This is a genomic window from Peribacillus kribbensis DSM 17871, from assembly GCF_000430765.1.
In the GTDB taxonomy this organism is placed as follows: domain Bacteria; phylum Bacillota; class Bacilli; order Bacillales; family DSM-1321; genus Paraperibacillus; species Paraperibacillus kribbensis.
In genome coordinates, this window is the sequence record NZ_KE387237.1 from 202,588 (window position 1) to 218,189 (window position 15,602).

A 15,602-nucleotide genomic window follows, 5' to 3' on the forward strand; every position below is an offset into this window, starting at 1 on the left:
TTCCTCCCTCTATATCTACGATGGAATCTTTCTGAGCGGGAAATCGCGTCTCATACTGAGTATTGTAGTGATTATACGATATTTCCTCCAAAGGCATCCCGCTTGCCCGCCAATTAATTCAACAGACGCAGCAGAGCAATCAAAGTATATGCAGATGCTTGTCAAGAACAGCTGAACGCTCAAGTGCTTCAGCATATGTCAGCCCGCGAAGAGCAGGCAGTACGTACCATTCAGCAGTCACTTCAGGGACATCAGGTTTGCCATCCCAATCTTATGTGCAGCATGCTTAAGCGTTAAATCAATGGACAGTCTGCCATGATGGGAATGTGAAATCAGACATCCAAAACTTTTTCCCCATTTTCAGAATACCAGTAATAAAAACGAAAAAATCCAGCTTTTTCCATTGGAAGTCAGTTTGGACTCTATAAATTTTTCTAGAAAAAGAAGACTACCGACAATCGGGAGGGTTTTTGACAGTCCTTCATATTGTTTAAAGCGTTAAAGCGAAGAATCAGAAGGGTTTTCAAGAGCTAGGTGTGAGATTTCTCGAAGGGATAATTGTTATAGTAAACAAATATTTGCCGGCATGTTTTAATGAATTACCCAATATACCCCAGTGGAATCACTATCTTAATAAATAAAAAAATTTCTTTTTTAAAAAATCCTATTATAACGCCATTGTAAGCGGATACATGTTACTTCAATAATCTAAATAATCTAAAAATTGTAAAAATAGGATTGACTATGTCCGTGAGAGGGCGTAATATAGTCCACAAATAAGAGTTAAATGGTTGTCAGAAAATATTTCAAACTGCTTTCATTTTTTTGAAATTTACTATAATAGCGAAAGCGCGGATGAGGATAAGTAGTCTAGAGACAGGCAGGATCAGAGAGCCGGGAAAGCTGGGAGCCGGCACTGCCCCTTTGGGTGAACTCACCTCAGAGCTCCAGCTTGAAAGGTCTCCGATTAGAGCTGGACGGGTAAGTCATTACCCGTTATCAAAGCGGAAGCTATTTGCTTCCATAAGTGCGCACGAGACGTGCGAATCAGGGTGGTACCGTGGAAAGGGAATTATGCCTTTTCACCCCTTTACTTCTGTATAAGTTACAGGAGCAGAGTGGGTGAAAAGGCTTTTTATTTTTATTTGATAGGAGGAAGGAGAAGGAATGCAAAAATCAGCTCTTGCGGAATGTAAAGACGAGGTACTGTTGAAAAGCGGTGCAGACATATTATTGGAAAGCTTGAAGAAGGAAGAGGTTGAATTGATCTTCGGTTATCCCGGAGGGGCTGTTCTTCCCATTTACGATAGTCTTTACGATGCCGGCATTCCCCATATTTTAGCCAGACATGAGCAGGGAGCCATTCATGCAGCCGAAGGATACGCGAGGATTACCGGAAAACCCGGAGTAGTCATTGCAACATCGGGCCCCGGGGCAACCAACATTGTGACTGGATTGGCGGATGCCCTGATTGATTCCATTCCGCTCGTTGTTTTTACAGGCCAGGTGGCAACAGGTGTCATCGGGTCTGATGCCTTTCAGGAGGCAGATGTTTTGGGGATTACCACACCGATTACCAAGCATAATTACCAGGTCAGGGATCCAAAGGATTTTCCAAGGATCATTAAAGAAGCATTCTATATTGCTTCAAGCGGCAGGCCGGGACCGGTGCTGATCGATGTACCGAAGGATATGGCTGTCCTGCCGGCACAGGCAGAGGAGGAGCCAGTCATTAATCTTCCAGGCTATCAGCCTACCACAACACCAAATTATCTGCAGATCAAAAAGCTGTCAGAGGCCTTATCACAAGCGAAAAAGCCTTTAATATTGGCAGGTGCCGGCATCCTCTTTGCCAAAGCGCATGATTCATTGAGGGCCTTTGCGGAGCAGCAGAATATCCCGGTAGTCCATACCCTGCTGGGGCTTGGCGGGTTTCCTGCCGATCATTCGTTATTTATCGGGATGGCAGGGATGCACGGCTGTTATGCAGCCAATATGGGGCTGACGGACTGTGATCTGCTCATTAATATTGGGGCAAGATTCGATGACAGGCTGACAGGCAATCTCAAGCATTTTGCCCCGAATGCAGCAGTGGCCCATATCGACATTGATCCGGCAGAGATCGGAAAAAATGTCCCGACGCAGATTCCGATTGTAGGAGATGCCAAGGAGGCGCTGGACCTGCTGATTGCCCAGGAAGGCGGGAAGCCAGAGTCCTCGGCTTGGATCACTCAATTGCATGAATGGAATGAAGCACATCCGTACCGTTATAAAAGAACCAGCGGCAAACTTCTGCCGCAATATGTCCTGCAGCTTCTTCACAGCCAGACCGGGGGAGAGGCAATTGTTACGACGGACGTGGGACAGCACCAAATGTGGGCAGCCCAATATTACGGCTTCAATAAACCGCATGCCTGGGTGACTTCCGGGGGGCTTGGGACTATGGGATTCGGCCTTCCTGCTGCCATTGGAGCTCAGCTTGCCCAGCCGGACGCCACAGTTGCAGCTGTACTTGGTGACGGGGGCTTCCAGATGACTCTGCAGGAGCTTGGGGTTATTGCAGAGCATAAGCTTCCGATCAAGATCATCGTCATCAACAATCATGCTCTTGGAATGGTAAGACAGTGGCAGGAGACGTTCTACAATGAAAGATATTCACACAGCATTTTCACCTCGCAGCCTTCGTTTGTGAAGCTTGCTGAGGCATATGGGATTAAAGCCTATGAAATTAAGACAGAAAAGGAAGCCGAAGAAAGAATGGCCGAGGCCTTAAGCCTGAAGGAGCCCGTTCTGCTCGATTTCCATGTAGAACAGATGGAAAAAGTATATCCGATGGTTGCACCAGGAAAAGGGCTTCATGAAATGGAGGGTGTGTAAAAGATGAAGGGGATTATAACACTCACGGTCATGAACAGGCCGGGAGTGCTGAATAGAATCACCAATCTATTTTCTAAGCGAAGCTACAATATCGAGAGTATTACGGTAGGAGGCTCAGAGCAAGAAAATATCTCGAGGATCACCGTGGTGGTGCAGGTCCAGAACGAGACAGAGATTGAACAAATGACGAAGCAGCTAAATAAACAGATTGACGTCATCAAGGTCACGGATATAACAGGCCAGGCCATGGTTGCCCGGGAGCTTGCCCTTATCAAAGTAACGGCCTCCACACAGGCAAGGGCAGAAATTTATTCCCTTATCGAACCGTTCAGAGGCTCGGTAGTGGATATCAGCAGGGACAGTCTCGTCATCCAAATTACGGGAGAAGCAGACAAAATCGAGGCATTCATTGAACTTCTGAGACCCTATGGCATCAAGGAGCTCGCCCGCACAGGAACGACCGCTTTCCTCAGAGGCACCCAGAGGAGCCAGGGAGTTAAAAATATATCAATCGTTTAAAAAAATAAAATCATTCATGAAAAGGGAGAGATTATCAATGGCAAAGGTTTATTACAATGGGGATGCAAATCAATACTACTTAAATGGTAAAACAGTAGCGGTGATCGGTTATGGATCACAGGGCCATGCACATGCGCAGAACCTGCGGGACAGCGGTACAGAGGTCGTAGTTGGTTTAAGGGAAGGAAAGTCCTGGGAGCAGGCAGAGCAGGATGGGTTCAAGGTTTACAGTGTAAAAGAAGCATCAGAGCAGGCGGATGTCATCATGATCCTCCTTCCGGATGAAAGACAGACAAAGGTATATAACGAAGAAATTGCTCCAGTATTGAGGGCGGGTCAATCATTGATGTTCGCACATGGGTTCAATGTCCACTTTAATCAAATCGTGCCGCCGCAGGACGTCGATGTTTTATTGGTGGCTCCTAAAGGACCTGGCCATTTGGTGAGAAGAACCTTTGAACAGGGAGCCGGCGTTCCAGCATTGTTTGCCATCTATCAGAATGTGACTGGTGACGCGCAGGAACTTGCCCTTGCCTATGCTTATGGAATTGGAGCTTTACGTGCGGGAGCATTAGAGACTACCTTCAAAGAAGAAACAGAAACAGACCTATTTGGAGAGCAGGCTGTTCTATGCGGAGGGTTAACTTCCCTGGTGAAAGCCGGTTTTGAAACATTGACAGAAGCAGGTTACCAGCCTGAACTTGCCTACTTTGAATGTCTGCATGAGCTAAAGCTTATTGTTGACCTTATGTATGAAGGCGGCCTGGAAGGAATGAGATATTCAATCTCCGATACGGCGCAATGGGGAGACTTTGTTTCAGGACCTAGGGTCGTTAATGCCGAAGTTAAGAAGGAAATGAAAAAGGTATTGACTGATATCCAGCAGGGGCAGTTTGCTAAAGGCTGGATCCTTGAAAACCAGGCCAACCGTCCAGTCTTTAATGCGATCAATGAAAGCGAAAAGGAACACCCGATTGAAAAAGTCGGCCGTGAGCTGCGTGCCATGATGCCATTCGTCAAGCAGAACAAACAACAAATTCAAAAGGAAGTGGCGGCTGTTGCGAAAAATTAATATTTTTGATACCACATTGCGGGATGGAGAACAGTCAGCCGGTGTGAATCTTAATTTTTCTGAAAAAATAGAAATCGCAAGACAGCTTGAGAAGCTTGGAGTAGATATTATAGAAGCCGGATTTCCAGCCGCCTCGAAAGGGGATTTTGAATCCGTCCATGAGATTGCCCGTTTAGTGAGAAACTCCTCTGTAACAGGGCTGGCAAGGTCCGTACAAAAGGATATGGACGCAGCATGGGAAGCATTGAAGCATGGGGCAGAGCCCCGGCTTCACATCTTCCTTGCTACCTCGCCCATCCACCGGGAGTTCAAGCTTAGACAGACAAAAGAGCAGGTGGTTGAAACGGCGGTCTCAGCTGTCAAATATGCAGTCAGCCGTTTTCCAATCGTCCAGTGGTCAGCCGAGGATGCCTGCCGGACCGAACTTGATTTTCTTGCCCACATTGTTGAACAGGTGATACAGGCGGGAGCAAGGGTCATCAATATTCCTGATACAGTCGGATATATTACACCGAATGAATATGGCGCCATTTTTAAATATCTGCAGGAAAATGTCCCATCCATTCATAAAGTTCAGCTTTCCGCACACTGCCACGATGATCTAGGCATGGCCATTGCCAATTCACTCGCAGCCGTAGACGCGGGTGTGACTCAAATCGAAGGAACCATAAATGGAATCGGCGAGCGTGCCGGAAACGCGGCCCTTGAAGAGGTGGCGGTAGCCCTTCATACCAGGGCGGACCATTTCGGGGCCCAAACAGGGCTGGTTCTAAAGGAAATCAAGCGCACAAGCAGTCTTGTCAGCAAGCTTACCGGAATGACCATTCCGCCTAATAAGGCAGTGGTAGGAAGAAACGCCTTTGCCCATGAATCCGGGATTCACCAGGATGGCGTCTTAAAGGAAAAGACGACGTATGAAATCATTTCTCCTGAGCTGGTAGGAGTATCCACCAATTCTATGGTGCTCGGCAAACACTCAGGCAGGCATGCTTTCAAGGAAAGATTGAAGGAACTTGAGCTTTCCGTAGGAGATGAAGAGGCGAATAAGCTGTTTGGCATTTTTAAGTCTCTTGCAGATAAGAAAAAGGAAATGACAGATGATGACCTGGTGGCTTTGGTGCTGGAGGAAACATTATCACAAGGACAAAACTTTTATCAGCTTGATTCGATCCAGGTCCAATACGGCACGAATCAGATTCCGACTGCCACAGTCACTCTTAAGGGTGCAGAAAACGAGAGCATCCAGGAAGCGGCAACAGGAGCCGGCAGCATTGAAGCCCTGTATAACACCCTGGAGAGGTGTGTGGAGGGAACTGTAAATCTGCTTGATTATAGAATTCAATCGGTTGGGGCCGGAAGGGATGCCCTGGCCCAGGTATTTGTGAAAATGAAATACGAGGGAAAAGAAACAAGCGGAAGAGGCCTTGCACAGGACGTACTGGAAGCTTCGGCAAAGGCGTATCTGAATGCCGTCAACAGAGTCGTATACATGAATGAAAAAACAGCTGTACTGAACGCTTAGACAACAGAAAGGGGCTGGCATTGATGAAAAAGAAGATTGCCGTATTGCCTGGTGATGGCATTGGTACCGAGGTTACAAAGGGTGCAGTGGATATTTTAAAGGCAGCAGCAGAGCGGTTCGGCCATGAATTTGAGTTTGAATACGGACAGATAGGCGGATGTGCCATTGATGCCTGCGGAAGTCCGCTGCCGGACGAGACGCTTGCGCTTTGTAAACGAAGTGATGCTGTTCTTCTGGGAGCGGTTGGGGGACCGAAATGGGACAGCAATCCTCCTGAAATGCGGCCAGAAAAAGGACTGTTGGCAATAAGGAAGCATTTGAACCTCTTCGCGAACCTGCGGCCGATCTCTTTTTATGCCAGCTTAAGCGAAGCTTCTCCTTTGCGCACAGAAATCATAGAAGGCGCAGATTTCCTCATTGTCAGGGAGCTGACAGGAGGGCTTTATTTCGGAAAACCAAGCGGCAGGACAGTGATTGATGGCGAGGAAGCGGTAGTCGATACACTACAGTATCATAAATATGAAATGAAGAGAATCATAGAGCTGGCCTTTCAGCTGGCACAGAAAAGAAAAAGGAAGGTTACTTCGGTGGATAAGGCCAATGTCCTGGAATCGAGCAGGATGTGGAGAGAAACAGCTGAAGAAGTGGCAGCAGAATACAAGGATGTGACACTGGAGCATATGCTTGTAGACAATGCAGCCATGCAGCTGATCCGTAATCCGAAACAGTTTGACGTTGTGGTCACTGAAAATATGTTTGGAGACATACTTAGTGATGAGGCGTCTGTTCTGACAGGATCCCTAGGAATGCTTCCTTCTGCAAGCATATCTGCCGGCGGCCCAAGTCTTTACGAGCCGATCCATGGATCGGCACCAGATATTGCCGGTCAGAATAAAGCGAATCCAATTGCTTCTATTTTATCTGCAGCTTCCCTGCTCCGGAACTCCTTTGGCTTGAATGAGGAAGCAGAAGCGGTGGAGCTGGCAGTAGAAAAGGTGCTTGAGGAGGGATTCAGGACAGCAGACCTGGCCTCAGGTTCAAAGGCGGTAACCACAGAAGAAATGGTAGAGGAAATTAAAACGGCCCTGCTTGGCCAGGAAGCGATATCCCAAATCATGGGGGCATACTCCTGACTGATAATGTGGGCACATGCCACGAGTTAGTCGATTATATTCTATTAAATAGGCGGAAGATGATAGTGCTGCAGGCATAGAAAGGCGGGAGAATTATGGGCAGATCAATCATAGAAAAAATATGGGAAGCACATCAGGTTGTCCAGGAAGAGAATAAGCCGGATTTACTGTATATAGATTTGCATTATATTCATGAGGTCACTTCTCCTCAGGCTTTTGAGGGCCTTCGGCATAATGGCAGGAAGGTAAGAAGGCCGGATAGGACCTTTGCGACCATGGACCATAATGTACCTACCTATAACAGGTATTTCATTCAGGATGAAATCGCACGGAACCAGCTGGATGCACTGGCGGCAAACTGCCGGGAATTTGGGATCCAGCTTGCAGATCTAAACAGCCAGGACCAAGGAATCGTCCATGTGATCGGACCTGAACTGGGGCTGACCAAGCCCGGAATGACCATTGTCTGCGGCGACAGCCACACCTCCACTCACGGTGCATTTGGAGCGCTTGCTTTTGGCATCGGGACAAGTGAAGTGGAGCACGTACTGGCCACTCAGACCCTGTGGCAGACCAAACCGAAGACGTTAAAATTGGAAGTGAGAGGCAGTCTCGGGGAAGGAGTAACGGCGAAAGACGTCATTTTATACATCATTTCTAAATATGGAGTCACGTTCGGTACAGGCCATGTGATCGAATATTGCGGCGAAGTCATTTCTGCCATGTCGATGGAGGAGAGAATGACAGTCTGCAATATGTCGATTGAAGGCGGTGCGAGGGCAGGTCTGGTCAGCCCTGATGAAACCACTTTTTCCTATTTGAGAGGAAGGAAGTGTGTACCGGCCGGCTCTGAATTCGAAGCTGAGGTCCGCAGGTGGCAGAGCTTTGCGAGTGACCCGGATGCAGAATATGATAAAAAATTGGTGATAGACGGATCTGAAATTCCCCCGATGGTCAGCTGGGGAACAAACCCTGGAATGAGCAGCGGCGTTGATGCCAAGATCCCCGTCTATGAGGAAACCGCTTCACCTGAAGAAGAGAAGGCTCTAAGAGGGGCGCTTGAATATATGGGATTAAATGAAGGGCTCGAGATACAGTCGATTCCGGTTCAGCATGTGTTCATCGGATCCTGCACGAATTCCAGATTGGAAGACCTGCGTGCCGCAGCCGGCTGGGTCAAAGGCAGGAAAGTGAAAGATGGAGTCAGGGCCCTTGTTGTTCCAGGCTCACAAAATGTAAAGAGACTCGCAGAAGAGGAGCAGCTGCATGAGATTTTCCTGGAGGCCGGCTTTGAATGGCGGGATTCAGGATGCAGCATGTGTCTCAGCATGAATCCTGACGTCGTACCTGCAGGTGAACATTGCGCCTCAACCTCCAACCGTAACTTTGAAGGAAGGCAGGGGACAGGGGCAAGGACGCATCTGGTCAGTCCTGTAATGGCAGCAGCTGCAGCCGTTTATGGAAGATTTGTAGATATCCGGAAAGAAGAATACTCACGGAATGCCGAGAAAGTGAGTTCATAAGATTAGTCTGAAATAGGGAGGCATATTATGGAACCTATCACACTATTAACTGGAAAGGCAGCCGTTCTGGACAGGGCGAATGTCGATACGGACCAGATTATACCCAAGCAGTTTCTAAAGCGAATCGAACGATCCGGATTCGGTCAGTTCTTATTTTACAATTGGCGGTTTGATGAAACGGGGCGTGAAAGAGAAGATTTCGAGCTGAACCGCCCGGAATACGAGGGAGCCAGCATTTTAATTGCAGGAGAAAACTTTGGGTGCGGTTCTTCCAGGGAACACGCTCCCTGGTCTCTGCTGGATTATGGATTCAAAGTGGTGATCGCCCCGTCCTTCGCAGATATTTTTCATCAAAATTGCTTGAAGAATGGAATTCTTCCTATTACATTATCTCATTCTGATATCCAATCATTGGTCCGGCAGACAGAGATCCAAAATCAGGTAACCGTAAATCTTCCTGAACAGACGGTTATAGGGGAGAGCGGCAGGCCCGCAGCGTTTGATATCCACCCTTATTGGAAGGAAATGCTCATCAATGGCTGGGATGAAATATCTATTACACTCCGCTATGATTCAGAGATTCAGGCTTTTGAAGAAGCTTCAGCCATATAGAACCTGCAGGGGACCGAGCCGCTCGGTCCCTTTTCCAATTTACAAAGGGTTCTTTTTGTTTTTCCCTACATTCCATGCTAAACTGTTTCACAATAACCCATAAACGTCTAAGGCGGTTTCATTTATGAGAGGAAATAAGAAAAAGATTGACAGAGATAGAAAGGTGATCCCTTTTCCCGGCCTGTCCGATCGGCTGATTGAACGGGGGCTGGATGCTCTCCGGGAAAAGAAATATAAAGAAGCCGCAGCTTTATTCAGCCAGGCAAAAGAAATGGATGCTGAGAATCCGGAGCTTAATATCGGGCTTGTCGTCTCTCTGGTGGAGCTCGGCAATTACTTGGAAGCAAAGGAACTATGCAGGGAACTGCTTCATAAGGGAATCGGGGACTATTTTCAGGTTGTAAATATCTACTTGATGATTCTGCTGAATTTAAATGAACACCAAGAAATGATTGTCACGTTAAAAGCGCTGCTTGAAGAGAAACAGGTTCCGCCTGATAAGGAAGAGCACTTTTACAAGATGCTAGAGTTTTGTGAAAGATCCATGGAAGAAATTGAATACAGCGGCAAGGGTCTTGATGAAGATGAATTGAGCCTGAAAGAAGATATGGCCCTGCTGAGCGATAAAAGCGAAGAAGAGCAGTTTCTATTAATTTCACAGCTTGCCCATGCGAACATCCGGCCCTACTTACAACAAATCCGGCAATTCTTAAAAGAGGAAACGGGCCACGCCTTTTTGAAAACCCTGCTGATAAATATCTTAAAAGAACAGGAACTGCAGGAAGAGATCGAAATCGTGAAGTTCGGGAGAAGCTCAACCGTAACTCCCGCGGATTTACCCGACATTCAGGAAGCGGATTTTCTGGTACAAACAGCAGGGGAACTGGAGGCAAGGATTGCCCATGAAGACCCCACATTAATGGAGTTTGCGCGGAGCCTGGTGGAAAGGCATAACTTTCTCCTCTATCCTCTCGAACCGCTTGAGAGGGACTTTTCAGTCTGGGCGGCTGCCTATCATTTCGTATCGCGGGAATATCAGGGAATGCCTGCACGCCTGTCCGAAACGGCCGATCTTTATAATAGAAACGGGGAGGCACTTGAGGAGGTTTTGCCCGTGATCCGAGAATTTGAAGAAATTTCTTATCCTATTATTTGAACTCCTGCTGTTGAAAGAAAGAGAACCTATGTTATAATGTAATGGTTGTAAACTATGCCTCATTAGGCAATATACTTAGGATGACTTGTATAAACGAGATTTTATATTCATCCAGATGTTAATAAAGATAGTAATATAGATTTTTGGAGGGAACTGCATGTCTGTAAAATGGGAAAAATTAGACGGGAACCGCGGCGTTCTTACTGTTGAAGTTGAAGCAGAAAAGGTAAATGAAGGACTTGACGCTGCATTCAAAAAGGTAGTTAAACAAATTAACGTTCCAGGATTCCGTAAAGGAAAAATGCCTCGCGGTATGTTTGAAAAGCGCTTTGGCGTAGAAGCTTTATACCAGGATGCAATTGATTATCTTCTTCCTGAAGCATACAGCAGCGCTGTAGATGAAGCAGGAATCGACCCGGTTGATCGCCCTGAAATTGATGTAGATCAATTTGAAAAGGGCAAAGAATTCATCTTCAAAGCTACTGTAACCGTGAAGCCTGAAGTGAAGCTTGGCGACTACAAAGGCCTGGAAATCGAAAAATTCGACACTGATGTTACAGATGAAGATGTTGAAAATGAAATTAAAACTCTTCAAAGCCGTCAAGCTGAATTGACTGTTAAAGAAGAAGGCGCAGCTGAGAATGGCGACACTGTCGTAATCGATTTCGAAGGATTTGTTGATAACGAAGCTTTCGAAGGCGGAAAAGGCGAAAACTATTCACTTGAAATAGGTTCAGGTTCTTTCATTCCTGGATTCGAAGAGAAGCTTGTAGGTGTTCAAACAGGAGAAGAGAAAGACGTTGAAGTTACTTTCCCTGAAGAATACCATGCAGCTGAGCTTGCGGGAAAACCTGCTGTATTCAAGGTGAAAGTTCACGAAATCAAAGCTAAGCAGCTTCCTGAACTTGATGATGAATTTGCTAAAGACGTTGACGATGAAGTTGAAACTTTAGATGCACTTAAAGAAAAAATCAAAAATCGTCTTGTAGACAGCAAAAACCACGATGCTGAGCATCATGTACGTGACTCTGTAGTGGAAAAAGCAGCTGAAAATGCTGAAGTTGAAATCCCGCAGGCTATGATCGACACTGAAGTGGACCGTATGATGACTGAGTTCGATCAGCGTCTTCAAATGCAAGGTATGAACCTTGATATGTACTTCCAGTTCTCTGGCCAGGACAGAGATGCCCTTCGCGCTCAGATGACGGAAGAAGCAGAAAAGCGTGTGCGCGTAAGCTTGACTCTTGAAGCAATCAGCAAAGTGGAAAACTTCGAAATTTCTGAAGAAGAAGTGAACGAAGAGCTTTCTAAAATGGCTGAAATGTACAATATGGATGTTGAGAGCATCAAAGCAGCGCTTGGAAGCACTGAAGGCATTACGGCAGATCTTAAGAACCGCAAAGCGATCGACTTCCTTGTAGAAAACAGCAAAACAGTTTAATGATATCATAGACAAGGCACGACTTTCTCGTGCCTTGTTTTATACTATTTTCGGCATCGATACATATAGATAGGCTTCTGATTGGAAAGTTCACTTCATAAGGCCTCAGGCATTGATTTTTTGCTGGATTCAGTGTAGATTAATTCTAATAATGCATATACATACTCCAAGCTTCCTTTTTCTGTTTTGAAAAATGTCTAGTTTGGAAATGCTTGTAAAGGGCAATATACATATTAAGTTAACCAGGCTGTATTCGGGAATCAGGGATAAGCATTTTAATTCTTTTTTTGAGGCTAGTTGTGTTAAAATCAACTTTACATAGAGAAAATGCTTTATGGTATAGACCCTTTCCTGAGTAATTTTTGCATCCAAGCTTTTGAGGGATAGTATTTAAAGGGGTGAAATTTTTAATGTTCAAATTTAATGATGAAAAAGGGCAGCTGAAATGTTCTTTTTGCGGAAAAACCCAAGAACAGGTCCGCAAACTGGTTGCGGGTCCTGGTGTATATATCTGTGATGAATGTATTGAGCTTTGCACGGAAATCGTGGAAGAGGAGCTGGGTACAGAAGAGGAAGTTGAATTCAAGGATGTTCCAAAGCCAATGGAAATCCGTGAAATACTCGACGAATATGTAATTGGACAAGAGCAGGCAAAGAAATCGCTTGCAGTCGCTGTTTATAACCACTATAAACGCATCAATTCAAACAGCAAGATTGATGATGTAGAGCTTTCAAAGAGTAATATCTGTCTTATAGGGCCTACAGGAAGCGGGAAAACCCTGCTTGCCCAGACTCTTGCCAGACTGCTTAATGTACCTTTCGCCATTGCGGATGCTACCTCTTTGACAGAGGCTGGATATGTCGGTGAAGACGTAGAGAATATTCTGCTAAAGCTGATCCAGGCCGCAGATTATGATGTGGAAAAAGCAGAAAAAGGAATCATTTACATCGATGAAATCGATAAGGTTGCCAGAAAATCTGAAAACCCTTCTATTACACGTGATGTATCCGGTGAAGGTGTGCAGCAGGCACTTCTTAAGATTCTTGAGGGAACAACTGCAAGTGTACCGCCTCAAGGAGGAAGAAAGCATCCTCATCAGGAATTCATCCAAATCGATACAACCAACATTTTGTTCATCTGCGGCGGTGCCTTTGACGGCATTGAACCGATCATTAAGCGCAGGCTTGGACAAAAAGTGATTGGCTTTGGCGGGGAACAGAAGAAGGAAGTAGACCAGAAGTCTCTTCTTACAAGGGTTCTTCCTGAGGATATGCTGAAGTTCGGTCTTATTCCGGAATTTATCGGCCGTCTTCCAGTCATTGCCACACTTGAGCAGCTGGATGAAGCAGCCTTAATTGAAATTCTCACAAAGCCGAAGAATGCTTTGGTGAAACAATACCAAAAAATGCTTGAGCTTGATAATGTAGACTTAGAATTCGAGCCTGACGCATTGAGTGAAATCTCGAAAAAAGCAATCGAACGTAAAACAGGAGCCCGCGGTCTTCGCTCCATCATTGAAGGCATTATGCTGGATGTTATGTTTGACCTGCCGTCCCGCGATGATATTGACAAGTGCATCATCACTGCGGAGACTGTTACGGAGAACAAACCTCCAAAATTGCTTCTGACTGATGGAACGATGGTTACAGGTAAAGAAAAGAAAACTTCTGCATAAAACTTTTCAGGGTCTAATAAGCTGACGGCGAATATGCCGTCGGCTTTTTTTATTCTTTTTAAGATAATCTTTGCAATTTTCTAAAATAAAAAGATAATAGAAAGAGGAAAAAGAACCCAAGGAGGACATCCCTCACATGGAACAGCCCCTTACTACCCTAAAGATACTCAAGGAAATTGCTGAACAATTAAACGAAGGAACGGAATTGGGCACAGTATTGCAGGATGTATTAAAAATGCTGCTCCGTATCACAGGCTTTAAAACCGGCTGGATTTTCCTTATGGACAGCAGCGGCAATAATCAGCTCGCTGCCTATGAAAATCTTCCCCCCGCCCTTTCGAGGGATGGCTGTGCACCGATGTGTACGAGCGATTGCTGGTGTGTGGATAAGTACGCCAGAGGGCTTTTAAGGAAAGCGACAAATATTATGGAATGCAAGAGGCTGGAGGATGCTGTACTTCACCATACAGGAGAAACACAAAATTTGACCCATCATGCGACCGTTCCGCTAAGAGCGGGAGAGGAGCATTTCGGCCTTCTGAATGTGGCATCTCCGCATAAAACCCGTTTTGATCAAACAGACCTGAATCTTTTGGAGGCTGTGGCCTTTCAAATCGGTACGGCCGTAAAAAGGATCCGGCTCACGGCTGCCGAGCAGGAGACAGCTCTTGCGGCAGAACGGAACAGGCTGGCAAGAGATCTTCACGATTCTGTCAATCAGCTTTTGTTCTCGGTTTCCCTTACGGCAAGGGCAGGGAAGGAAATGAAGGATCATGACGCGATACGGGGAGCGTTCAAAGATATCCAGGAAATGTCTCAAAGTGCGCTGGCTGAGATGAAGGCGCTCATCTGGCAGCTCCGGCCAAGAGGCTTGGAGGACGGCGTAGTCAATGCCCTAAAGACATATGGAGAAATGATTGGATTACACATACATAGTGAGATACAGGGGCTCTTATGCCTGCCTTCTTCAGTCGAGGAAGCTCTATGGCGCATTGGCCAGGAGGCCTTTAATAATTGCAAAAAGCATTCCGGGCAGGATTCCGTCTATTTAAAGGCGGTCAGCAGCAAGCGGAACGTCCATCTGGAAATCTGGGATCATGGAAAGGGCTGCCTAATACTGGATAACAGCGAGCTTCCTTCTCTTGGTCTATTAAGCATGCAGGAAAGAGTCAAAATCCTCAATGGAACGATCACCATAGACAGCAGGGAAGGAAAGGGCACATATATTGTCATCGACATACCGCTCCGGGAGGGAAAAGAATGAGCATTAAAGTATTAATTGCCGACGATCATCATGTGGTCAGAAAGGGTCTGGCCCTATTTCTTCAAACGCAGCCAGATATTGAGGTGGCCGGAGAAGCGAAGGACGGGGCTGTGGCTATTCAAATGTGTGCGGAGATAAAGCCTGATCTCGTTTTGATGGATCTGGATATGCCGGTGTTAAATGGAATAGATGCGACAAAAAGGATCAAACGAGAGCATCCAGAAATAAAAATCTTGATTCTTACCAGCTTTTCTGATCAGGATCATGTACTTCCTGCCCTCGAAGCGGGGGCATCAGGCTATCAGCTCAAGGATATTGAACCGGATGAGCTTGTCAAAGTTATGAAAAAGGTGATGAATGGAGAGAACCAGGTTCATCCTAAAGCGACAAGCCATTTGTTATCCGCCCTGTCGGGAACTCATTCCCGTGAAAAATCCCTCTTACAGGAGCTGACGCGCAGGGAACAGGAGGTTTTAATAGAAATTTCCAGCGGCAAAAGCAATAAGGAAATTTCCTCTGCCCTTTTCATCACAGAAAAAACCGTAAAGACTCATGTTTCCAATATTCTATCAAAGCTTGGACTGGCGGACCGGACGCAGGCAGCCCTCTATGCCGTCCGGAACGGGCTGATCAAGCCCTGACTCCCTCTTTTTAGAGGGTTTCTCTTTTTTAGGTGCTCACATAGAGGAATTCAAGATAGAGGAATTCAATAAAATCACCGCGTCGGCAAGGCTGCGGTTTAACTGAATTCTTTAAAAAGCCAGACCCTGCGATAGCGGGCTGGCTTTTTGTTCTGCACTTCAGTTT

Annotated in this window: 12 protein-coding genes and 1 other annotated feature; all 12 genes read left to right on the forward strand. The window is 46.1% G+C overall.

What is annotated here, in order from left to right:
* The first annotated feature begins 843 nt into the window (after positions 1-843).
* Positions 844-1,093, forward strand: a binding site (T-box leader).
* A 74-nt stretch (positions 1,094-1,167) separates the two neighbouring features.
* The 12 genes from ilvB to H539_RS0112215 all read left to right on the forward strand — a co-directional run bounded on the left by ilvB (position 1,168) and on the right by H539_RS0112215 (position 15,436).
* Positions 1,168-2,877, forward strand: coding sequence for an acetolactate synthase large subunit (ilvB, locus tag H539_RS0112160; RefSeq protein ID WP_026693741.1), 1,710 nt, complete (start codon positions 1,168-1,170; stop codon positions 2,875-2,877).
* Between the two features lie 3 nt (positions 2,878-2,880).
* A complete protein-coding gene (gene ilvN / locus H539_RS0112165) occupies positions 2,881-3,396 on the forward strand; it encodes an acetolactate synthase small subunit (RefSeq protein WP_026693742.1) in 516 nt (171 codons plus the stop codon).
* A 37-nt stretch (positions 3,397-3,433) separates the two neighbouring features.
* Positions 3,434-4,468, forward strand: a complete 1,035-nt coding sequence (gene ilvC / locus H539_RS0112170) for a ketol-acid reductoisomerase (protein ID WP_026693743.1) — start codon at positions 3,434-3,436, stop codon at positions 4,466-4,468.
* Positions 4,455-5,990, forward strand: coding sequence for a 2-isopropylmalate synthase (locus H539_RS0112175; RefSeq protein WP_026693744.1), 1,536 nt, complete (start codon positions 4,455-4,457; stop codon positions 5,988-5,990). The genes ilvC and H539_RS0112175 overlap by 14 nt, the downstream gene beginning before the upstream one ends.
* A gap of 23 nt (positions 5,991-6,013) precedes the next feature.
* On the forward strand, positions 6,014-7,123 hold the full coding sequence (gene leuB, locus H539_RS0112180) for a 3-isopropylmalate dehydrogenase (RefSeq protein WP_026693745.1): 1,110 nt from the start codon (positions 6,014-6,016) through the stop codon (positions 7,121-7,123).
* Between the two features lie 95 nt (positions 7,124-7,218).
* Positions 7,219-8,646 (forward strand): 3-isopropylmalate dehydratase large subunit, encoded by a 1,428-nt coding sequence (gene leuC, locus H539_RS0112185; protein ID WP_026693746.1) that lies wholly within the window; start codon positions 7,219-7,221, stop codon positions 8,644-8,646.
* Positions 8,647-8,673: 27 nt separating this feature from the next.
* Complete coding sequence (gene leuD, locus H539_RS0112190; RefSeq protein ID WP_026693747.1) at positions 8,674-9,258, forward strand: 3-isopropylmalate dehydratase small subunit; 585 nt, start codon at positions 8,674-8,676, stop codon at positions 9,256-9,258.
* A gap of 124 nt (positions 9,259-9,382) precedes the next feature.
* The gene (locus H539_RS0112195; protein ID WP_035322507.1) at positions 9,383-10,414 is read left to right on the forward strand and encodes a tetratricopeptide repeat protein; all 1,032 of its coding nucleotides are present in this window, start codon (positions 9,383-9,385) and stop codon (positions 10,412-10,414) included.
* A 157-nt stretch (positions 10,415-10,571) separates the two neighbouring features.
* On the forward strand, positions 10,572-11,855 hold the full coding sequence (gene tig, locus H539_RS0112200; RefSeq protein WP_026693749.1) for a trigger factor: 1,284 nt from the start codon (positions 10,572-10,574) through the stop codon (positions 11,853-11,855).
* 410 nt (positions 11,856-12,265) lie between these two features.
* On the forward strand, positions 12,266-13,531 hold the full coding sequence (gene clpX, locus H539_RS0112205) for an ATP-dependent protease ATP-binding subunit ClpX (RefSeq protein WP_026693750.1): 1,266 nt from the start codon (positions 12,266-12,268) through the stop codon (positions 13,529-13,531).
* 136 nt (positions 13,532-13,667) lie between these two features.
* Entirely contained in the window at positions 13,668-14,795 is a 1,128-nt protein-coding gene (locus H539_RS0112210; protein ID WP_026693751.1) for a GAF domain-containing sensor histidine kinase, read from the forward strand.
* Positions 14,792-15,436, forward strand: coding sequence for a response regulator (locus H539_RS0112215; protein ID WP_026693752.1), 645 nt, complete (start codon positions 14,792-14,794; stop codon positions 15,434-15,436). The genes H539_RS0112210 and H539_RS0112215 overlap by 4 nt, the downstream gene beginning before the upstream one ends.
* The last annotated feature ends 166 nt before the right edge of the window (positions 15,437-15,602 follow it).

Coding starts and splice junctions, on each gene's coding strand:
- tig (WP_026693749.1), top strand. CDS start 10,572: ATGTCTGTAAAATGGGAAAAATTAGACGGGAACCGCGGCGTTCTTACT.
- ilvN (WP_026693742.1), top strand. CDS start 2,881: ATGAAGGGGATTATAACACTCACGGTCATGAACAGGCCGGGAGTGCTG.
- clpX (WP_026693750.1), top strand. CDS start 12,266: ATGTTCAAATTTAATGATGAAAAAGGGCAGCTGAAATGTTCTTTTTGC.
- H539_RS0112215 (WP_026693752.1), top strand. CDS start 14,792: ATGAGCATTAAAGTATTAATTGCCGACGATCATCATGTGGTCAGAAAG.
- leuC (WP_026693746.1), top strand. CDS start 7,219: ATGGGCAGATCAATCATAGAAAAAATATGGGAAGCACATCAGGTTGTC.
- ilvB (WP_026693741.1), top strand. CDS start 1,168: ATGCAAAAATCAGCTCTTGCGGAATGTAAAGACGAGGTACTGTTGAAA.
- H539_RS0112195 (WP_035322507.1), top strand. CDS start 9,383: ATGAGAGGAAATAAGAAAAAGATTGACAGAGATAGAAAGGTGATCCCT.
- leuB (WP_026693745.1), top strand. CDS start 6,014: ATGAAAAAGAAGATTGCCGTATTGCCTGGTGATGGCATTGGTACCGAG.
- H539_RS0112210 (WP_026693751.1), top strand. CDS start 13,668: ATGGAACAGCCCCTTACTACCCTAAAGATACTCAAGGAAATTGCTGAA.
- ilvC (WP_026693743.1), top strand. CDS start 3,434: ATGGCAAAGGTTTATTACAATGGGGATGCAAATCAATACTACTTAAAT.
- leuD (WP_026693747.1), top strand. CDS start 8,674: ATGGAACCTATCACACTATTAACTGGAAAGGCAGCCGTTCTGGACAGG.